23 protein-coding genes and 2 pseudogenes are annotated in these 19,745 nt (G+C 67.2%); 14 read left to right on the forward strand and 11 right to left on the reverse strand.

The genetic code is table 11. The annotated features are described in order from the left end of the window. Positions 1-98 precede the first annotated feature (98 nt). From HQ325_RS21745 to HQ325_RS21755, 3 genes are all read right to left on the reverse strand, one after another. Positions 99-1,373 (reverse strand): lipase family protein, encoded by a 1,275-nt coding sequence (locus tag HQ325_RS21745; protein ID WP_222632385.1) that lies wholly within the window; start codon positions 1,371-1,373, stop codon positions 99-101. Positions 1,374-1,464: 91 nt separating this feature from the next. Beyond that, a complete protein-coding gene (locus HQ325_RS21750; protein ID WP_222632386.1) occupies positions 1,465-2,019 on the reverse strand; it encodes a TetR/AcrR family transcriptional regulator in 555 nt (184 codons plus the stop codon). Between the two features lie 25 nt (positions 2,020-2,044). Continuing rightward, entirely contained in the window at positions 2,045-3,430 is a 1,386-nt protein-coding gene (locus HQ325_RS21755; protein ID WP_222632387.1) for a cytochrome P450, read from the reverse strand. 116 nt (positions 3,431-3,546) lie between these two features. On the opposite strand from HQ325_RS21755, the gene HQ325_RS21760 reads away from it, so the two are divergent. The 6 genes and pseudogenes from HQ325_RS21760 to HQ325_RS21785 all read left to right on the forward strand — a co-directional run bounded on the left by HQ325_RS21760 (position 3,547) and on the right by HQ325_RS21785 (position 7,520). Next, positions 3,547-4,125, forward strand: a complete 579-nt coding sequence (locus HQ325_RS21760; protein WP_222632388.1) for a TetR/AcrR family transcriptional regulator — start codon at positions 3,547-3,549, stop codon at positions 4,123-4,125. Between the two features lie 11 nt (positions 4,126-4,136). Next, on the forward strand, positions 4,137-4,580 hold the full coding sequence (locus HQ325_RS21765; protein ID WP_222632389.1) for a helix-turn-helix transcriptional regulator: 444 nt from the start codon (positions 4,137-4,139) through the stop codon (positions 4,578-4,580). A 10-nt stretch (positions 4,581-4,590) separates the two neighbouring features. Further along, positions 4,591-4,914: pseudogene (locus HQ325_RS21770) on the forward strand (VOC family protein); the annotation flags it as partial. 515 nt (positions 4,915-5,429) lie between these two features. After that, a complete protein-coding gene (locus HQ325_RS21775; RefSeq protein ID WP_222632392.1) occupies positions 5,430-6,020 on the forward strand; it encodes a YceI family protein in 591 nt (196 codons plus the stop codon). 1 nt (position 6,021) lies between these two features. Beyond that, positions 6,022-6,711 (forward strand): hypothetical protein, encoded by a 690-nt coding sequence (locus tag HQ325_RS21780; protein WP_222632394.1) that lies wholly within the window; start codon positions 6,022-6,024, stop codon positions 6,709-6,711. 350 nt (positions 6,712-7,061) lie between these two features. After that, positions 7,062-7,520 carry a VOC family protein gene (locus tag HQ325_RS21785; protein ID WP_222632396.1) on the forward strand — a complete coding sequence of 153 codons (459 nt, stop codon included), beginning with the start codon at positions 7,062-7,064 and terminating at the stop codon, positions 7,518-7,520. Between the two features lie 87 nt (positions 7,521-7,607). Here the strand turns inward: HQ325_RS21785 and HQ325_RS21790 are convergent. Next, a pseudogene (locus tag HQ325_RS21790) lies at positions 7,608-7,892 on the reverse strand (dihydrofolate reductase family protein); the annotation flags it as partial. 149 nt (positions 7,893-8,041) lie between these two features. On the opposite strand from HQ325_RS21790, the gene HQ325_RS21795 reads away from it, so the two are divergent. The 5 genes from HQ325_RS21795 to HQ325_RS21815 all read left to right on the forward strand — a co-directional run bounded on the left by HQ325_RS21795 (position 8,042) and on the right by HQ325_RS21815 (position 9,977). After that, the gene (locus HQ325_RS21795; protein ID WP_056444493.1) at positions 8,042-8,386 is read left to right on the forward strand and encodes a helix-turn-helix transcriptional regulator; all 345 of its coding nucleotides are present in this window, start codon (positions 8,042-8,044) and stop codon (positions 8,384-8,386) included. Continuing rightward, positions 8,383-8,859 carry an SRPBCC domain-containing protein gene (locus HQ325_RS21800; RefSeq protein ID WP_056444490.1) on the forward strand — a complete coding sequence of 159 codons (477 nt, stop codon included), beginning with the start codon at positions 8,383-8,385 and terminating at the stop codon, positions 8,857-8,859. Before HQ325_RS21795 ends, HQ325_RS21800 begins: the two co-directional genes overlap by 4 nt. Before the next feature lie 15 nt (positions 8,860-8,874). Further along, positions 8,875-9,498 carry an FKBP-type peptidyl-prolyl cis-trans isomerase gene (locus HQ325_RS21805; protein ID WP_222632400.1) on the forward strand — a complete coding sequence of 208 codons (624 nt, stop codon included), beginning with the start codon at positions 8,875-8,877 and terminating at the stop codon, positions 9,496-9,498. Between the two features lie 5 nt (positions 9,499-9,503). Beyond that, positions 9,504-9,704 carry a hypothetical protein gene (locus tag HQ325_RS21810; RefSeq protein ID WP_027505403.1) on the forward strand — a complete coding sequence of 67 codons (201 nt, stop codon included), beginning with the start codon at positions 9,504-9,506 and terminating at the stop codon, positions 9,702-9,704. A gap of 123 nt (positions 9,705-9,827) precedes the next feature. Then, positions 9,828-9,977, forward strand: coding sequence for a hypothetical protein (locus HQ325_RS21815; protein WP_222632401.1), 150 nt, complete (start codon positions 9,828-9,830; stop codon positions 9,975-9,977). Positions 9,978-10,012: 35 nt separating this feature from the next. On the opposite strand, the gene HQ325_RS21820 is transcribed toward HQ325_RS21815, so the two are convergent. Beyond that, a complete protein-coding gene (locus HQ325_RS21820; protein WP_222632403.1) occupies positions 10,013-10,354 on the reverse strand; it encodes a nitroreductase/quinone reductase family protein in 342 nt (113 codons plus the stop codon). A gap of 159 nt (positions 10,355-10,513) precedes the next feature. Between HQ325_RS21820 and HQ325_RS21825 the strand changes: the two genes are divergently transcribed. Together HQ325_RS21825 and katG are read left to right on the forward strand one after the other, a co-directional pair. Then, positions 10,514-10,918, forward strand: a complete 405-nt coding sequence (locus tag HQ325_RS21825; protein WP_261778845.1) for a Fur family transcriptional regulator — start codon at positions 10,514-10,516, stop codon at positions 10,916-10,918. Between the two features lie 92 nt (positions 10,919-11,010). Continuing rightward, complete coding sequence (gene katG / locus HQ325_RS21830) at positions 11,011-13,191, forward strand: catalase/peroxidase HPI (RefSeq protein WP_222632407.1); 2,181 nt, start codon at positions 11,011-11,013, stop codon at positions 13,189-13,191. A gap of 61 nt (positions 13,192-13,252) precedes the next feature. On the opposite strand, the gene HQ325_RS21835 is transcribed toward katG, so the two are convergent. Genes HQ325_RS21835 through HQ325_RS22710 form a run of 5 tightly spaced genes read right to left on the reverse strand, consistent with a single transcriptional unit; the run spans position 13,253 to position 17,248 of the window. Next, positions 13,253-14,581 carry a lipase family protein gene (locus HQ325_RS21835; protein WP_222632409.1) on the reverse strand — a complete coding sequence of 443 codons (1,329 nt, stop codon included), beginning with the start codon at positions 14,579-14,581 and terminating at the stop codon, positions 13,253-13,255. Positions 14,582-14,640: 59 nt separating this feature from the next. Next, complete coding sequence (locus HQ325_RS21840) at positions 14,641-15,627, reverse strand: ABC transporter substrate-binding protein (protein WP_222632411.1); 987 nt, start codon at positions 15,625-15,627, stop codon at positions 14,641-14,643. Between the two features lie 56 nt (positions 15,628-15,683). Next, the gene (locus HQ325_RS21845; protein WP_222632412.1) at positions 15,684-16,598 is read right to left on the reverse strand and encodes a TIGR03620 family F420-dependent LLM class oxidoreductase; all 915 of its coding nucleotides are present in this window, start codon (positions 16,596-16,598) and stop codon (positions 15,684-15,686) included. A gap of 27 nt (positions 16,599-16,625) precedes the next feature. Next, complete coding sequence (locus HQ325_RS21850; RefSeq protein WP_222632414.1) at positions 16,626-17,120, reverse strand: SRPBCC family protein; 495 nt, start codon at positions 17,118-17,120, stop codon at positions 16,626-16,628. Next, on the reverse strand, positions 17,117-17,248 hold the full coding sequence (locus HQ325_RS22710) for a hypothetical protein (protein ID WP_261778602.1): 132 nt from the start codon (positions 17,246-17,248) through the stop codon (positions 17,117-17,119). The genes HQ325_RS21850 and HQ325_RS22710 overlap by 4 nt, the downstream gene beginning before the upstream one ends. Here HQ325_RS22710 and HQ325_RS21855 point away from each other — a divergent pair. Then, positions 17,247-18,071, forward strand: a complete 825-nt coding sequence (locus tag HQ325_RS21855) for an SDR family oxidoreductase (RefSeq protein WP_037185420.1) — start codon at positions 17,247-17,249, stop codon at positions 18,069-18,071. The genes HQ325_RS22710 and HQ325_RS21855 overlap by 2 nt on opposite strands. A gap of 105 nt (positions 18,072-18,176) precedes the next feature. On the opposite strand, the gene HQ325_RS21860 is transcribed toward HQ325_RS21855, so the two are convergent. Continuing rightward, positions 18,177-19,706, reverse strand: coding sequence for an NAD(P)/FAD-dependent oxidoreductase (locus tag HQ325_RS21860; protein ID WP_222632416.1), 1,530 nt, complete (start codon positions 19,704-19,706; stop codon positions 18,177-18,179). Positions 19,707-19,745 lie beyond the last annotated feature (39 nt).

Genomic DNA, 19,745 nt, shown 5'->3' on the forward strand with positions numbered 1-19,745 from the left:
CAGTCAGCCGAATGATCCACTGTGATCGGTGACACTATGGCTGATCGCCGTCCACGACAATGACCGAGCCGACCGTGGTCGGTGACCCGAACCGACCGTCAGGCGATGTCGCACCCGGCGATGGGGACGTCGGCGAACCGATCCATCAGATACGCCGCGGCCGCACCGCCGTAGCCGTCGATGATCTGCGGACCGAAGTGGTTGGGCAGCACCGCACCCGGCAGGATCGGCGGTAGCGGGTTCGACCGGAACGTCACCGACGCACCCTGACCGCACCACTCGTCCGCCAGGGTCCGCGCCTGTCCGTACGGCACCGTGTCGTCGTTGATGCCGCTGGTGATCAACACCGGGGCCGACGGCCGCAGGGTGCCCGTGCGCAGCTTGTCGAAGATGGGGCCTGCCTCCGGAACGGACCGCAGGTTCTCGGACATCGACAGCCCGTCCTTCGTCAGCGTCTCGGTGCGCAGGAACGGGTACGTGAGGATCGTGTCGGCGATGCACTGGGTCGACAGGTCGTTCAGCACCGCCTTGCCGTGATCGGAGACGCGCTCCTCGACGCGGGCCCGCAAAGACGGGTTCCGCTCGAGGACTCCGTTCAGTGCGTACCCGATGACGCCACCGATGAGAGTGCCGTCCACCGTGTTCAGCACGTCGAGCAGGTCGGCCGTCGGTGCGCCCGCCCAGGTGCCCTTGATGTTCAGTTCCGGTGCGTAACTCGCCGCCGACTCGGCCGCGGCGGCCGTGGCGCCGCCGCCCTGCGAATAGCCCCAGAGACCGATGGGGGAGTCGGGGTCGCCCGCCAGCGCGTTCGCCGCTCGCGCACCGTCGAGCACCGCGTGCGCCTCCTCCGGCCGGTTGACGTAGGTGTGCAACCCCGGCGTGCCGAGACCGATGTAGTCGGTCACGAAGACGCGCGCGCCCATCGACCCCCAGAGCGTCGACGACACGAGTTCCTGGTTCGCCGAGAGTGACAGCGGGTCCGTCGTGAGGTTCAGCCCGAGCGGGAAAGCCCGCGACGGCGCGCACTGGTCGCCCTGCCCCACCGTCCCCGGAGCGACCACGACGGTGGGTCTGGGGCCGGCGCCGCGCCAGGGAACGGCCGAGTCGATGAACGTTCCGGTCACCGCGACGGGCTCGTCGTTCTCGGTCCGCGAGGTGTACATGACGCGCTGCGCGGTGGCGGGGTAGCGACCGTCCACTCCCGGCGCGGCGAGAAAGAGCGACATCGGCTCGGTGCGGAGCACCGTGCCCGGCGCACCCGCGATCTCCGTCGGCGGGAGGTAGAAGTCGTCACCGGGCGCTGCGTGCGCGGGTGCGGCACCGACCAGTGCCACGAGCACCGCTCCCACGATCAGACTGCGTGACACTGTCATCGACTCCCTCTCCGCTGCGCGGACCCCCCGGCAAGCGCCCTGAAGTTAGACAGTTCCGGCACCAGGTGTCAAGGTCGCGAGGTGAAGCCCGTCACTCCGGCGGCACGGTCATCGACGCCGGGAGCCACCGCAGGAGGAAGGCGCGGAGGTCGTCGTCGTCCGCGATCGACGGATCGTCGAACAACACGACGGACAGTCCGAGACGAGTGGTGATGAGGACGATGTCGTCCAACACCTCCGCGACCCGGGGGTCGAGTGCGGTCAGCGGGGAGAGGAGATCTCGCACGACGGGAATGGCGTGCTGGACGACATCGGGATGCAGCACCGGGTTGATGCCGTGCAACCGCAGGAGAGCTGCCATCGCGGGAATGTCGCGCACCGCCCGCCGGCCACCGATCACCATCTCCACGACGTAGTCGCGCACGGTCTCCGGGCCGTCGAGGCGCGAGCGGATCTCGGTCATCACCTCGACCGCCAGGTGCTCCATCGTGCGGGTCACCAACACCTCGCGCGTGCCGAAGATGGAGTACACGGTCTGCCGGGAGACCCCGGCGGCGGTGGACACACCCGCGATGGTGACGCCGTCGAAACCGTGCTCCGCGATCACCTCGAGGGTGGCCTCCATGATCTTGCCGCGCGATCGCATGGGACCAGTGTGCGGGATCTTTCCGTCAGCTGCGGTCGCGCCGAGCCACCTCGAGCTCGAACCCGGCCGGCATGAGGGTGAGGCGTTCCTCGATGGCGAGGTCGTAGGCCGGATCAGGAGCGACGTCGAAAGTCTGGAGGATCGTACCCAGCACCAGCAGCGACTCGTGGAGAGCGAACTGGCGCCCGATGCAGGCACGCTCGCCGGTGCCGAACGGCTTGTAGGCGTGCGGCGGCCTGGCCCGCACGTTCGCCGACAGGAAGCGGTCCGGGTCGAACACCTCCGGATCCGGTCCCCAGACGGGATCCCGATGCAGACCCGGGATCAACACCAGGGCCCAGTCGCCCGCGGCCATGGGACGCCCGCCGACCGTCGTGTCGTGGCGTGCCTCCCGCGCGTAGCCGGGCGCAGTCGGCCACAGGCGCAGTCCCTCGTCGAGAACACGGCGGACGAAACGCAGCTTCGCCACCTGCTCGAAGGCAGGCGTGTCCGCACCCCACACCTCGTCCACTTCCGCACGCGCACGAGCCCACATCTCGGGATGCTTCGACAGGTAGTACAGAGCGAACGACAGTGAGCCGGAGGTGGTCTCGTGTCCGGCGATGAGGAAGGTGACGATCTGGTGCCGGATGTTCACCTCGTCCAGCGCGTTGGGATCTCCGTCGCGTGCCGCCTGGAGCATGATGTCGAGCAGATCGCCGTCGCCACTCGTCTCGCCGTCGCGGCGGGCCCTCACGATGTCGTCGAGCAGCTCGGCCATGAAGGCCTTGTCGGCGTCGTTCCGCCGTTCGCGACGCCGGAACACCAAGTCGCCGACGACCGGGAGCGGCAGCAGTGCGCGGCGCTGGTTGTGCTGCAGGGTCCGCACCATGGCCCGGACGAACGGGTGCGTCTCGGCACGGGTGAACGAGTCGAAGCTGTAGCTGAACCCGGTACGGCCGATGGTCTCGAGCGTCAACTTGGTCATGTCCGAGGAGACGTCGACCCGATCACGGGACGACCAGTGCGACACCAGCTGTCCGGCGACGTCCACCATGATGTCGTGGTAGCTCCGCATGGCCGACTGCGTGAACGCCGGCCGGAGGAGATCGTGGGCCTTGCGCCAGTTCGGTTCGTGCGAGTACGCCGTGAACAGTCCGTCCCCGCCGATCGATCGCAGTCCGGCGACCGCGGGTGCCACGTGCTTGACGAACCGCGACTCGTCGCTGAGTTCCTCCACGAGATCGGCGCCCGACACGATCACGAACCGGCGCCCCAGGACCACCCGCTCGAAGATGGGGCCCAGCTGCGCGGCCAGCGCCACCGAGTCCTGCACCGGGGTGCTCGCGTGTACGCCCAGCACGTCGCCCAGCACCGGGAGTCGTCGAGGGGGATGGGGAAGCGGAGAAGTGGACGAGATCGTGGTGACCACGGTCGGACCCTTTCGCGTGGGTGGCCGGCGTACTGAACCGGGATACAACAGCGGACGGTACCCCCTACTGAACGCGTGTCAAGTATCACGAGCAGTCCCGTAGCATGGCGCAGGTCATGACCACTCCCCGCAGACGCCTGTCACCCGATCAGCGTCGGCACCAGTTGCTCGAGATCGGGTCACGACTGTTCGCGGAACGGCCCTACGACGAGGTGTGGATCGAGGAGGTCGCCGACCTGGCCGGCGTCTCGCGTGGGCTGATGTATCACTACTTCTCGTCCAAGAGGGATTTCTTCGCCGACATCATCCGGCTCGAATCCGCTCGGATGGTCGAGATCACGGCTCCCGACACCACGCTGCCCGTCGAGCACCAGGTGTCCGCCGGACTGCGCGCCTACATCCGCTACTCCACCGATCACGCTCACGGACTACGGGCCATCAATCGAGGAACGATGTCGGGCGACGTCGGTATCCAGGCGATCCTCACGGCCGAGTTCGAGACGCAGCAGCAGCGGATCCTGGCGGCTCTGGGACCCGACGAGGGCGCGGACGAGGTGACTCGGGTCGCCGTGGCCGGGTGGGTGTCGTTCGTTCGCGCCGTGTGCGTGGACTGGGTGGACCGGCAGTCGATCTCGGCCGACGAGGTGCATGATCTCTGCATGCGCGCACTGCACGGACTGCTGCGGCATTCCTGAGAGGAGGACGCGTGACCGACACCCGTGCGGACTCGCGACACCTCGACGATCTGCGTCGTCTCCGTCGAGTACGGGATCGAATGGACCGCGAGTACGCCACGCCTCTGAACCTCGAGACCCTGGCGCGCGACGCGCACATGTCCGCGGGGCACCTGAGCCGGCAGTTCCGCGCCGCGTACGGAGAGTCGCCCTACGCGTACCTGATGACGCGGCGCATCGAACGAGCCATGGCGCTGCTCCGGGGGTCGGAGAGGTCGGTGACGGAGATCTGCTTCACCGTGGGGTGCTCCTCACTGGGCACCTTCAGCACCCGGTTCTCCGAACTGACCGGACTGTCCCCGTCCGCGTATCGGCAGCAGAACCAGTCCACGGAGGCCGGCGCGCCGTCGTGTGTCGAGAAGGTGGTCACCCGACCGATCAGGAATCGAGAAGCGGACCGCGCCAGGCGAACCTAGTGTCGTCGCCATGACACTCACCATCGCCTCCAGCTTCCTCCCGCAGGACGATCCGGAGGCCGCACTGGCCTTCTACCGCGACCTTCTCGGCTTCGAGGTCCGCCTCGACGTCGGGTACGAGAACCTGCGGTGGCTCACCGTCGGCCCGCCCGGGCAGCCGGACACCGCCATCGTTCTGACACCGCCCGCGGTCGACCCCGCCATCACCGAGGACGAGCGCCGCACCATCACCGAGATGATGGCCAAGGGCACGTACGGCGGCATCCTGCTCGCGAGCGACGACCTCGAGAAGACCTTCGACGCGCTGCAGGCCGCCGACGCGGACAAATCCCAGCGCGAGATCGGAATGTAACTCACCGTCCCCGAGTACAGATCGGTCGTGCCCGGTTCGTGTCGCGGCGTGGAGGATTACGTCGTCCATGACGACAACGAGTCGAACGGAGTCTGAATGCGCGCAGAACGATCTCGCCGCGTGTGTCGCCTCTATGACATCTATCGCGCTCGAAAAGCAGGACAGGCAAAGCGTCCTGTGTGCAACGGGGTCGAATTCGCCGATCGGGCGTCGTAACTCACAGGTGGGGCGATGAGCCGTCATGACCTTCTGAAGAACCTGAATACGCTGTGCCGCAACGAATATCGATAGTCGTGGACTAGTCGAACTCGAAGTGTCCGGCCGCTCCTAGCTCACACATTTTCCGGTTTTGCAACCCTGTGATCAGCGCAAATGCGGTCGCAGCGGCGGTCGGTCGCGAGTACGTCCATGGCTACCGTGGGACGAGTGATCCGGGCCGCGGGTGCGGTCCGGTTGATCAGAGCGGCACGTGCCGAACGACCTGGAGGCCTAGACATATGACACGAACATTGGACGACTACGTGGTGGGCACGTGGGTGATAGATCCGCACCGCAGTGCGGTGAAGTTCTCGATCAGCCACCTGATCGTCATGACAGTGCCGGGGGAGTTCACCGAGTTCGACGGCCGGATCGTGACTCGTACCGACGTCACCGAATCTTCCGTCGAGGCAAGCGTCCAGGTGCGCTCGATGGATACCCACAATGCCCGACGTGACGAGGGGACGCTCGCCAAGGACCCCTTCGATGCGCAGAACCATCCAGCTGTCACCTACACGTCGACCGCGATCAGACCGAGCGATTCGGACGTTCGAGTCGACGGAACCCTCACCATTCGCGGCGTCACCCGCCCGGTAGTGCTGACGGCGGCGCAGCTTCGATTCGAGCGCGACGCCGACGGACGCCATGACGTTCGATTCCGTGCGACGGGGCAGGTGAACCGTCAGGACTTCGGGGTCCGCTTCGGAGTTCCGCTGGATCGACAGGGAGTCTTGGCGGGAAACCGTATCTCCATCGAGCTCGACATCACGGCCCGTCTGCTGCACGACCATGACGATGATGCGGTCACAGAAACAGCTGGAGATCGCTGAGATGGACGACACCGACTTCGACAAGTCTCCTTTCGTCGTTGCGGTCAGCGCAGCCGTGGACCCCGGGGACGCAGGGGTTGGATCGACCGGCCTCGTGAGGTCCGCAGAGGCGCGGTCGCGGGCAGGGTACGGCGGCGCCGTCTGGCTGGCGCATGGCCGAGTGCTCGGACCGCCCTCCACCCCGGACACCGAAGTGCTCATGGGACTGCATTTCTGGCGCAGTAGAAGCGACGCCGAGGCGTTCGCGGCGGAACTGACTCGCACGCAACAGAATAGCGAGTTCGACGGCGTCGCAGTAGACGACGGGATCTATCGCTTCAGCGCCACGGTCACCGCGAACCCCGACGAAGCGACCCGGGTGCGCACTCAGGACGCCCAGGCCCACGAGATCATCAGGATGGCACCCGTGAACGGCAAACAAGGATGGGTCGGCGAGTACAACGAAAGCGAAACGCGCGACCACATCAGCCATCTCGAGGGCTTCGTCTCGGCGAGCTTCTTCCGCGATCTCCGGAGCGATCGAATCGTCGAGTACGTGCAATGGCGTTCAGCTGCCGACCTGACCGCCGCGTTCAACGATGCGCGCTTCGCCGAGCACATGAGCGTGAACAGCCATTATTCCGACGGGGAGGCAATGCTTTTCGAGGAACGGTCGGACGGCTATGCCGGCACTCGACGCGACGAGGCCTGATCCATGACTCGACTCGAGACCGTCCATGAGGTTGTCGGGCCCTGGTCGCTCGCCACCAGCAAACGATTCTGGGAGGGGTTCACTCCCGGCAGACTGACGCCCCAGACGCAGTTTGCGGGCATCCACACCGCCTTTCTCTGCGATACCGACTGGCAGCGAGTGGATGCCGTCATCACTCAGGACGGGCCGTCCGTCCGCATCGTGGTCGAGGGATCGAGCAGTCGATCATCGGCGGCGGCTTGATTCGAGCCGAACAGAAGCGCAACTCGTGAGCGCACCACGCGAAGGCCTCACCGTGGTCTCAAGACCCGGCGCTATCGGCACAATCGATCTGGGCCACAATCGGTTCCATGGCTGATACGACGTCGTTTCGACTGCACCGTTCCGACCATGTCGGATTCTCCGTCGGTTTCCTCGATGACGCCCTTCGGTTCTGGATCGACGGTCTCGGAGCGACCCTCGAACGCATCGGTGAGATGGGTGGAGAGTTTCTCGGAGAGGTCACCGGAGCGCACGGGGCCGCAGTCCGGATGGCGGTGGTTTCCATTGCGGGTCAGACGATCGAGCTGCTGGAATATCGCAACGTGCAGGGACAGCGGGGGTCGTCTCGACCCTACGATCCGGGTTTCGCACATCTCGCTTTCGAGGTGGACAACATCGATGCGGTCCTGACGCGTATCGCGGAGTTCGGATGGAGGGCGCAGGGAACTCCACAACCGATCGCCGGCGGCACCAAGGTGGGCACCCGAGTCGTATACGCAGTGGGCCCGGATGGCGAGACCATCGAATTCATGGAGCCACCGCAGTGACGACGAGGCCGGGTTGCGCAGGAAGGGCGACGTCCGATGGAGATAATCGGTATCGACAGTAAGTGCCGATAATCGACATTATGTCAACTATCGTGAATCTCCCGCCCCTTGCCGCGTCAGGTACCTCGTCAGGCGCAGTCCCCCCGAGAACGTCCGCGTCTCCGCCAACTCCAGGCCCGCCCACTCGTCGAGCACCGTGAAGAACGGCGTACCGGCGCCCACCAGAACGGGATGCGTCATGATCACGTACTCGGCGATCAGCCCGGCCCGCATCGCCGCCGCGGCCAGTGTGGCGCCGCCGATGTCCATCGGGCCACCGTCGCCGGCCTTCAGACGGACGATCTCCGCCACGGCGTCACCTGTGACGAGCCGCGCGAGACGAACGCGGTGACGATCAACATGCGCATGTGCACTCCTTCGTTCCCCGTGGGCGCTGGTCGGCCCACGAACACTCCGACCGACGCACACGTCGAAAGTCATCGGTTGCGCCACACCCCGGATCGCCTGTAATACTTACCCTTATGGCTAACCATACGGCAGAACTCGACGCCGTGCTCACCGCCCTCGGAGATCCGACGCGGCGAGCAGTCGTCCGGCGTCTCGGTGCCGGCCCGGCAAGCGTCGGTGAACTGGCGGCGCCGTTCCCGATCGCGCTTCCCACCTTCCTCAAACACGTCCGCAGTCTCGAGTCGAGCGGGCTCATTCGCACGGCCAAAGTAGGACGCGTCCGGACGTGCACTCTGCACAGGGAACGACTCGACCTCGTCCAGGACTGGCTCGACGATCAACGACACCTCTGGGAGAGCCGCACGGATCGGCTCGAACAACTCGTCACCTCCCCGACTCCGACGGAAGAAGACTCATGACCGCGCTCCCGATCGATCCTGCCCTCGACCTCGTACTCGATCGCGTCATCGCGGCTCCTCGTCACCGCATCTGGGAGGCATGGACGAACTCGTCGTTGCTGTCACAGTGGTGGACACCGGCACCCACCGTCACTCGGGTGGACCACCTGGAGGTGCGACCGGGCGGGGCGTTCGTCACCGAGATGAGCGACGACGGAACGACATTCGTGCCCCACACCGACGCCGTATTCCTCGTCGTCGAGCCCGACACCCGGCTGGTGTTCACCAACACTCTCGACAGCGGGTGGCGCCCCGCGTCGCCGCAGCCGGTCGCGATGTCAGCGGAGATCACCCTGACCGACCACCCGCGCGGCACTGCATACCGGGCCGTCGTCCGTCACGGAGATCCGACGACACGCGATCGTCACGCGAGCCTCGGGTTCGCCGAAGGGTGGGGCTCGGTCACCGCAGCACTCGCCCGGCTGGTCGAGTAGTCGGGCGGCTGTAGCGTGTCGGGCGTGAACTCCTCTCGTACCCTCGGTGTCCTGCTGGCCTCGTCCGCGTCGCTCGTCCTGGTGCTGTCCGGATGCAGCTCCGACAACGACACGCCATCTGCCGCCACTTCCTCCAGCGCCGCATCCTCGTCCGCGGGGTCGTCGTCGACCGCAGCTGCCGAGTCGTGCCCCACCGCGGCGCCCGAGTCCGGTGCCGCGGCCGAGTGGAACCTCGACGGTGACACCGGCAGCATCGCGGTGACCGGGTCCACCGACGATGCCGCTCCCCTGGTCACCGTCGAGGCACCCTTCAGCGTCGCGGAGACGCAGGTGCAGACATTGCAGGCCGGCGACGGCCCCGTCGTCGCGGCGGACGCCACCGTCTCCGTCTGCTACATGGGCGTCAACGGACGCGACGGATCCACCTTCGACAGCAGCTACGAGCGCGGCGCCCCGGTCGAATTCCCCCTCGACGGTGTCGTGGCCGGTTTCCAGAAGGCCATCGCCGGCCAGACCGTGGGATCGACCATCGGCGTCGCGGTGACCTCCGCGGACGGTTACCCCAACGGTCAGCCGCGCGCGGGCATCCAGCAGGGCGATTCTCTGATCTTCGCGATCAAGGTTCTCGGAGTCAGCTGAGCAAGATGACGAGGGACGTGCCGGTCGACCGCGGACCGCTGTTCGACGGTGTCCGCATCGGCCGGCCGGCGACCGGTGCGTTGATCGACGCGGGGTATCGCACGGTGCACGACCTCCCGGCTAACCTCGCGACTTTGTCCGCGCTACACGGAGTGGGGCCGTCCGCGATCAGGCGGTTGGCCGAGGCACGCGACGATCGGCGATGAGGGGAACCTCGCCAGAATCGACGCGGCACTGCGGCACCGCAGGCGGAGACTCCGCACAACGATGCGCGAGAGGAGATCTGGGCGGTTCTGGGCGAGATCCTCGTCGACCGCCTCGTCGCGAACGTGCCGGCCGGCGAGCTGGCGTCGTCGCTGCGTGAGATCGACGAGCTTCGCGACCGAGTGGAGTCGTCGTGGACGGTGATCGATGCTCCCGATCTCGTCGCCGACCTCTGGGCCGTGCGGACAGCGCCGTCGATCGCTACGTGGCGATGACCCGCGCGACCCAGCAGCTCGTCGTACTCCGTTGATCAGCTGTCGAGGGTGATCACGACACGCACGCCCCCCTTGTCGGAGACCACCGCCTGTGCGCTCCCCCGATGCTGGTCCCCCGCGATGTCGACGGTCGCCGGGGCGGGATCGGGATGGAAGTTGCGCCACCATGCCTTCTGACTCGGTGCTGCGACCATCACGGTCACCGTCTCGCCCGATCGCCGGTAGGAGACGGGCAGCGAGATCGCACGGCCCGACCGTCGACCGGTATAGGTGATGGTGGCCAGGCCACGCCCGAGAACGGCGGACAACACGGGCAGTCGCATCAGCGGTCGAACGACCTGGTTCGCGGCGTTGGCGACGGTCTGGAACGCGGTCATCTTCGTACCCCCTGCGAGCGTTGGATGTCGCCTCGCATCATGCCCCCGCGGGGGCCGGACGACACGCCGTTCGACCGGTGTTCGCGCCCCGTTTCCTGACTCATTCCAGAAAAGTCGTGCATACTGTTCGACGTGAGCCCATCGTCGAACTACCCGGAGATGCTGCGTGGTGCCGCGCTCCGAGTCACCCGCCCCCGTCTGGCGGTGCTCGACGCGGTGCACGAACATCCGCACGCCGACACCGACACCGTCTACGGAGCCGTTCGGGCCACCCTGCCCGATGTCTCCCGCCAGGCTGTGTACGACGTGCTCCACGCTCTCACCACCGCAGGACTGGTACGGCGCATCCAGCCGTCCGGCTCGGTCTCGCGGTACGAGAGCAGAATCGGCGACAATCACCACCATGTCGTGTGCCGCGCGTGCGGCACCATCGCCGACGTGGAATGCGCCGTCGGCGAGGCTCCGTGCCTCACTCCGTCGGAGGCCCATGGTTTCGTCGTCGACGAAGCCGAGGTCATCTACTGGGGCGTGTGCGAGAACTGCTCCACCAGCGTCAGCCCCTGATCTCGAGGCGCGAAGGCGCCGCGGAATCAGTTCATTCATCTTCTCTTGGAGGGAAACTCGTGTCCGAGGACCACACAACACGCGAAAAAGAGATGAACCAGGACCAGCCGCAGGACGCATCCGGCGGCTGCCCTGTCATGCACGACAAGATGCCGATGCCGGTCGAGGGTGGCAGCAACCACGAGTGGTGGCCCAAGGCGCTGAACCTCAAGATTCTGAAGAAGAACCCCGCTGTCGGCGATCCGATGGGCGCCGACTACGACTACGCGGCCGAGTTCAACTCGCTCGATCTCGCCGAGGTCAAGCGCGACATCGAAGCCGTCATGACGAACTCGCAGCCCTGGTGGCCCGCGGACTTCGGCCACTACGGCCCCTTCTTCATCCGCATGGCGTGGCACGCTGCCGGCACGTACCGCAAGCAGGACGGACGCGGCGGGGCCGGAGCCGGCATGCAGCGCTTCGCACCGCTGAACAGCTGGCCGGACAACGCCAGCCTCGACAAGGCCCGTCGCCTGATCTGGCCCGTGAAGCAGAAGTACGGCCGCAAGCTCTCCTGGGCCGACCTCATCGTGCTCACCGGCAACGTCGCCATCGAGTCCATGGGACTGCCGACCTACGGCTACGCCGGCGGTCGCGTCGACGCCTGGGAGCCGGACGAGGACGTCTACTGGGGCCCCGAGCAGACCTGGCTGGGTGACGAGCGCTACAACGGTGATCGCACGACCCTCGACAACCCGCTGGCCGCCGTGCAGATGGGTCTGATCTACGTCAATCCCGAGGGCCCGAACGGCAACCCGGATCCCGTGCAGTCCGCACTGGACATCCGCGAGACCTTCGGCCGCATGGCCATGAACGACGTCGAGACCGCAGCACTGGCCGTCGGCGGACACACCTTCGGCAAGACCCACGGTGCAGCCGATCCCGACGCGCACATCGGTGCCGAGCCCGAGGGCGCCCCGATCGAGCAGATGGGCCTCGGCTGGAAGAACAGCTTCCAGAGCGGTGTCGGCGCAGACGCGATCACGAGTGGTCTCGAGGTCATCTGGACCCCGACCCCGACGCAGTGGGACAACACCTTCCTCGAGACCCTCTACGGCTTCGAGTGGGAGCTCTACAAGAGCCCCGGCGGCGCCCACCAGTGGCGTCCGAAGAACGGCGAGGGTGCGGACCTGGTTCCCGACCCCGCCGACCCGACGAAGCGTCGCCACCCGTCGATGCTCACCTCGGACATCGCGATGCGCGTCGACCCGATCTACGAGCAGATCACCCGTCGCTGGCTCGACCACCCGGAGGAGCTCGCAGAAGAGTTCCAGAAGGCGTGGTTCAAGCTCACCCACCGCGACATGGGACCTGTCAGCCGGTACCTCGGACCCGAGGTGCCGTCGGAGACCCTGCTGTGGCAGGACCCGATCCCGGCCGTCGACCACGAGCTGATCGATGACGCACAGATCGCCGAGCTCAAGTCCACGATCCTCGAGTCCGGTCTGAGCACCGAGCAGCTCATCTCGACCGCGTGGGCCGCAGCGTCGTCCTTCCGCGTCAGCGACAAGCGCGGCGGTGCCAACGGCGGTCGCCTGCGCCTGCAGCCGCAGGCCGGCTGGGAGGTCAACGAGCCCGACGAGTTGGCACAGGTCGTCCGCGTGCTCGAGGGCATCCAGGAGTCGTTCTCCGGAACGGTCTCGTTCGCCGACCTCGTCGTCCTCGGCGGCGTCGCGGCGCTCGAGAAGGCATCGGGCGTCAGCGTTCCGTTCACCCCGGGCCGCATGGACACCACGCAGGATCAGACGGACGTCGATTCGTTCTCGGACCTCGAGCTGAAGGCCGACGGCTTCCGTAACTTCCTCGGCAAGGGCCAGAAGCTGCCGGCGGAGTACTCCCTCGTCGACCGGGCGAACCTGTTGTCGCTCAGCGCACCCGAGCTCACGGTCCTCGTCGGTGGTCTGCGTGTTCTCGGTGCCAACTACCAGAACTCGTCGCACGGCGTTCTGACCGACAAGGTCGGCACACTGTCCAACGACTTCTTCGTGAACCTTCTCGACATGGGCACCGAGTGGGTTCCCACGTCGGAGGACGGCATCTACGAGGCCAAGGATGCTGCCACCGGTGAGACGAAGTGGACCGGCACCCGCAACGACCTGGTGTTCGGCTCGAACTCCGAACTCCGCGCCATCGCCGAGGTGTACGCCTGCGACGACGCGAAGGACAAGTTCGTCCGGGACTTCGTCGCCGCGTGGGACAAGGTCATGATGCTGGATCGCTTCGAACTGGCCTGATCTCGCTCCTGAACACCACACCACCCCCGCACCGAATCCTCGGTGCGGGGGTGGTGTCGTCTCAGCGTCGGGTGCGGCGGACGGAGATGGGGAGCCCGGTCAGCGCTCTCGCCGCCGAGCCTGCCATGGCCAGATAGCCCGCGGCGCTGCGCCACGACGCCGCCACCGAGAAGACGGTCCTGGTGGCCGCGGGTCCCGGTCGACGCCCGGCGAACCGGTCGTCGAGCCATCGCAGCGTCAGCGGGACCGACAGCGGCAGCAGCGTGATGTGTTCGCTGGTCCGGTCTCGGATGTACTGCACGGAGGCACCCTCGTCCCGGTAGCGCGTCACCTGCCCGTCGACGTCGTCCACGGCGATGATCTGATCGTGCGTCGCCTGCAGGACGAGCAGCGGGAACCCGGGCGCCGAGCGGCCCGGCTGGATCTCCTCGAAGATCGTCACCATCTCCGCACGAGCCATGACGTCGGCGATGGGAATGGTCGAGTAGTCGTCGAGGTCGAATCCGCGAAGCGCGATGATGGCCTGCATCGTCGTCATCTTGTTCGTCGACGCCAGCAGCTCGAGACCCTCCTCGGTGACGAACTCCTGCATGACGTCGTCCAGGGCCGGGTAGGTACGCCGCAGCCCCTCTATGACGAGAGTCGGCAGCGCGGCGTAGCGGGTGGCGTTCAGCCGGAAGAACGCTGACGCCGGGTCACCCACCGGCGACCCGAGAACGGCTCCGACGACATCGATCTCGGGTGCGTACTCCTCCGCGGCCTCTGCCGCCCAGGACGACGCGAGCCCACCACCCGAGTATCCCCACAGTCCGACCGGTGTGGTCGTGTCGAGACCGAGCTCGTCGAACGAGAGCGCGGCCCGGACGGCATCGAGAGTGCAGTACCCGGGCTCGAGCGGGGCGCCCCAATGCCCCTCGGCACCTTCGTGATCCGGGATCGAGACCGCCCAACCCAAGCGCAGGGCGTGCAGGACGAGCAGGAACTCGTACTGCGGCACCGTGCCGCGCGCACGTGACCCGAGCCGGAGCGCGTACGACGGGAACGATCGACCGGAGACGGCGTCGATGGCGCACTGATACGACAGGAGCGGACGCGTCGCGTCGGGAACGGCTCCGGCAGGAAGCAGCACCGTGGTGACACTCACGCGCGGCACGCGCTCGAGGTCCTCGGTGCGATACAGCAACTGCCAGGCCTGCACACGCTGCCGCACCCGACCGAACACGCCGATGCGCACGGGCCTCGTACGCAGAACGTCGCCGCACGCGGCACTCTCGAAACCGTCGGGTGCGACGTAGAACGGATCCCGCTCCGGGGTGGTGACCGGACCCTCCGACCAGTGCTCGGTCTCGGGCGGGCCGCCCGCGTCCTCGTCGTGCTGCTCGATGCTCATGCCCACGGTTACCCCTGTCGTCGGGTCACACTAACCTCCCGACCCGTGAGCAGGACCGATCAGCCCTCGACGGTGCCGACGCGGGTGGCCGGATCGTCGTCCGAAGCCCGCGCGAGCACCGGAACCAGTGCATCCACGGCGTACGGGAGGCTCAGCGGGCTCGCGAAGCCGAGCGCAGCGGGTACCGGTGTGCCGAACTCACCGACGTACACCGTCCGGTCGTCCTTCACGACGTTCAGGCTCTGCAGCAACGCGTTGCCCGCGACGTCCTCGGGTGTGACACCGAGGAGGACGAGTGTCTGCTGATCGAGCAGGTCGTAGCGCTCGGCGCTGACGAGTCCGGTGGTCTCCGGAGTGGTGAATCCGAGGTCGGTGAAGAAGCGGTTGCGGGGATCTCCGCTGTCGAGGATGTAGAACGTGCCGTCGAGGTACAGAGCGACCGCGGCGGTGCGACCCTCGAACGACGGGTTCTGCGCGGTGGCGTCGGAGAACTTCGCGTTCACCTCCGTGCGCACGGTGTCCGCCTCGGCGGTCTTGCCGAGCGCAGTTCCGTAGGCCGCCAGCTGATCCCGCCACGACGGTGTCTCCGACCCGTCCGAACCGGCGATATCGCCCACCGTGGTCGCGATCCGACCGAGCTGCTGATATTCCGGCTCCTCGAGGTACGCGTAGGTGGCCATGATCAGGTCCGGTTCGGCCGCCGCGACGCCTTCGACGTCGAGCGTGTCACTGCCGACCTCGGTGATGGTGTTGCCGGCCAGCTGGTCCTGCGCCCACGGACGGGTCGCGTAGTCGTACCCGGAGAAACCGCGCGTGGCGACTGGCGTGACGCCCAGCGAGAGCGCGAAGTCCTGGTCGTTGTACCCGGCGGTCACCAGGCGCTCCGGCGCGGCGTCGACCGTCACGGTGCCGAACTTGTCGGTGATCTGAGCCGGGAAGGCACCGTTCGACTCTGTCGGTGCGGAATCGGTGTCCGACGAGCTGCACGCCGCCGTGCCGAGAAGTAGAACCGTGGCCGCGACGGACACACCGACGGAGACGCGCATGAAGAACCTTTCGAGGACGGCTGGTGGAGCAGGCTTGCGGTAAGGCTACCCTCAGCTCAACGGGAGAGCTCGAGGGCCTCACCGAGTCGACGCCAGTCGTCCACCGGCGGAACGTTCATCGCGGATCCGAGGACCTGGACGAGGACGCTGGTCGCCCCTGCCTCGATGTGCTCGCGCACTCGGGCCACGGTCGCGTCCAGTCCCCGCGTCACCATCGCCTCGGCGAGCTTCGCGCTGCCGCCGCGGACGAAGTCGTCCTGCCCGAAACCCAGACGCTCCCAGTTGTTCCGGTAGTTCGGCAGCCCGGTATAGATGTTCAGATGCGCGTGCGCGCGTTCGGCCCACACCTCCGCGTCGGTGTCGGCGACCGGGTCCACCACCGCCGCCTGCTCGACGACCAGTTCCGGGCGCTTCTCGCCGTCCCCGGCGTCGAGGATCTCGCGGGCCATCGCCGTGTGCTCCGGTGTGACGAGGTAGGGATGCGCCCCGGCGGTGCGATCGCGGGACAGCTCGAGCATCTTCGGACCCAGCGCCGCCAGCAGTCGTGGCGGGTTCTGCTCCTCCCCTGCCACTGCCGCGGGTGCGTTGTCGAGTGCGTCGAGATACTCCCGCATCGCCGCGACTGGCTTGCCGTAATTGTGACCGCGCATGCGTTCGACCAGCGGAGCGTGCGACACGCCGAGTCCCAGCACGAACCGACCACCCGAGACGGCGTGCAGGGTACGGGCCGCCGATGCGGTGGCCACCGCGTCTCGGGCGTAGATACTCGCGATGCCGGTACCGACGATCAGCGACGACGAGGCGCCGAGGTACATCTGCGCGGCGGTGAGCGCCTCGCGGCCGTAGGCCTCGCCGAACCACAGCGAGTGCCAGCCCTGCGACTCCACCTCCCCCACCACGTCGGGAACCGCGGAGGCGGAGACCCCGTCGAGCGTTCCGGTCCAGATGCCGATCGTCGCGTGTCCAGTCATGGCGTCCAGTGTGCCCGCACTCGCACCCTACGAATCCCGGGGACTGTCGACGGTCTGCCGGAGCCGTTCGAGTGTCGCCGCGATGTGATCGCCGTTGACGGTGGCGCGGTCGCGGACACCCGTCGCGAGGCCGCCGACGCCGACGAACCACCGCGGCCGCCGGTCCCACATCCGCTCGGTCACCGTGGTCTCGCCGCCGTCGCCGGCGCCGTCGATGTCGTAGCGCCAGTGCGCGATCGGCAGCGAGAACGGGCCGTAGTGCACATCGAAAGCGAACGCCGATGCGGGATCGGCGGCGGTCACGGTGCACGTGGTCGACCATCGATGCAGACCGTTGCGGTTCCGACCGACGAAGGATGCACCGGGACGGGCGCCGGAGCTCCCCACCCACCGCATCGAGTGCGTCTCGTCCGCCAGATCGGCGAGCCGGTCGAGATCGGTCAGGAGGGCGTACACATCGGCGGCGTCGGCGCGGACCGTCACGGATCCGGACGCGAGCGGAGCGGTCGAGTCGGGCGTCATCGATGCACCGTAGCGACCCGACCGCCTCGATACGGGCGATCGACGACGGTGTCGCCTGGAGTCAAGAACGGCAGCAGGATGTCGGCGATGATCGAGACGTTGGTACCGCCGAGCTCAGGAGTTGTCATGTCGTCCTTGCCCCCCTTCCGCTTTCCCGGCGCCACCGCGCTCGTCACCGGCGCCGCCAGTGGCATGGGTGAGCAGATGGCCCACGAGCTCGCGCGACGCGGCACGGATCTGATCCTGCTCGACCGGGACGCCGATCGGCTCGCCGACGTCGCACGCGCCATCGAGTCCGCCTCACCGGCACGCAGCGTCGACGTCGTCGTCGCGGACCTCTCCGACCTCGACGCGCTCGGCGTGGTCATCGACGGTGTGATCGAGCGGCACGAGCGCATCGACCTGCTGATCAACAACGCCGGTATCGCGTTCGGCGGCTCGTTCGAGCAACTCACCGCCAAGGACTTCGACTCGGTGATGACCATCAACTTCCATGCGCCGGTGGACATCACCCGTCGTCTGCTGCCGACGATGCGCCGATCCACGGGCGCGCACATCGTCAACGTGTCGAGCTTGTTCGGCATCGTGGCGCCTCCGGGGCAGTCCGCCTACTCGTCGTCGAAGTTCGCCATCCGCGGGTTCACCGAGTGCCTGCGCCACGAACTGGCGCCGACGATCGGCGTGACGTCGGTGCACCCCGGCGGCATCAAGACCCGCATCGCCGAGACGGCCGGTTCGGCCGCCGGAGCGACGGACAAGGAGATCGCGGACGGCAAGGCCACCTTCGCCAAACTGCTCACCTATCCCGCGGACAAGGCTGCACTCCGCATCCTCGACGGGGTCGAGAAGCGCAAGGGACGGGTCCTCATCGCCGCGAGTGCCCACACCGTCGACATCCTCGCCCGCGTGTTCCCGTCCGCCTACTACGCCGTGATGCGCCGCGGCATGTGACGGACGCGCTGCCGCTCTCAGGACAGATCGAGAGCGGCAGCGGGGTCGGTCTCCACTCGACCCGTCGTCACTGTGCGTCGACGACGAGTCATTTGCGCGTCGAGGTCAGGCGACCCCGGCGGCGCGTCGCACCGACCGACGCGGCGTACCCGAGAGGGTCTTGCCGAGGTCGCCCCGCAGCGTGGTGATGGAGTCGAGGATGTAGTTCTGACGCACCAGCCACGGGCCGTGATCGCCCTGCCGGGGAAAGGCGTCGATCGAGCGCTGGACGTAGCCGGACTGCAGGTCCAGCAGCGGACGCTCCTCGAGCGGGCCGTCGGGCTGCGGGACGATGGACGCGAAGTCCTTGTCGTCCATGTAGCCGAGCACGCGGCACACGAGACGCGACGTCAGATCGGCGCGCAGAGTCCACGACGCGTTGGTGTATCCGATGCAGATGGCGAAGTTGGGCACACCTGTCATCATGGCGCCCTGCCACACGAACTGCTTCGACAGATCGACGGTCACGCCGTCCACCTTGGGCTCGATGCCGCCGAAGGCGAGCAGTTGCAGCCCCGTCGCCGTGACGATCACGTCGGCGGGCAACGAGGCGCCCGACTGCAGGTCGATGCCGTCGGGGCGCACGGAGGCGATGCGGTCGGTGACCACCGACGCCTTCCCCTTCTTCATCGCCTTGAACAGATCGGCGTCGGGGACGGCGCACAGTCGCTGATCCCACGGGTTGTACTCGGGCGTGAAGTGCTCGGCCACCAGTTTCTCGTCACCCAGGATCTTGGTCGAGAGGTTGGTGAGGAGCCTCCGTGCCGCCTGCGGACGACGCCGGCAGAACTGATAGAAGCCGGTGCTGAACAGAATGTTCTTGACCCGGATCACGCTGTGCGCCAGACCAGCCGGGAGAAGGTCACGAATCTTGTCCGCCTGCTTGTCCCGTCCGGGGACCGCGCTGATCCAGGTGGGTGAACGCTGCAGCATCGTGACGTGACCGGCGTCGCGCGCCATCGACGGCACGAGAGTCACCGCGGTGGCGCCACTGCCGATCACGACGACGTTCTTGCCGGCGTAGTCAAGATCGTCGGGCCAGAACTGGGGATGCACCACGGTGCCCTCGAACGTGTCGAGCCCCGGGATGTCGGGGTTGTAGCCCTTGGCGTAGTCGTAGTAGCCCGAGCAGCAGTACAGGAAGCCGCAGGTGATCTGCTGCTGCGAGGTGCCCGACTCGTCGGTCACGTCGAGAGTCAGGGTCCAGCGAGCCTCCGCGGTGGAGAAATCCGCGCCGACGACGCGGGTCCCGTACCGGATGTGCTCGTCGATCCCGAACTCCGCAGCGGTCTCCTCGATGTACGACAGAATCGAGTGCCCGTCGGCGATGGACTTCGCTTCGCGCCACGGCTTGAACTGGTAGCCGAGCGTGTACATGTCGGAGTCCGAGCGCACACCGGGGTAGCGGAACAGATCCCAGGTGCCGCCCATCGAGGACCGCGCCTCGAGGATGGCCCACGACTTGCCGGGATGCTCCGTCGACAGGCGGTAGCCCGCACCGACGCCGGAGAGCCCGGCGCCGACGACGATCACGTCGAGATGCTCGAGGGTGGTGTCGGTCGGGGACGAGTCGAGTCGATCGGTGGTGGACGTCATGACTCCAGTGTCCTCGTGCCACCACCCGATGGCTTGACA

This window comes from Rhodococcus sp. BP-349, assembly GCF_019835845.1.
In the GTDB taxonomy this organism is placed as follows: domain Bacteria; phylum Actinomycetota; class Actinomycetes; order Mycobacteriales; family Mycobacteriaceae; genus Rhodococcoides.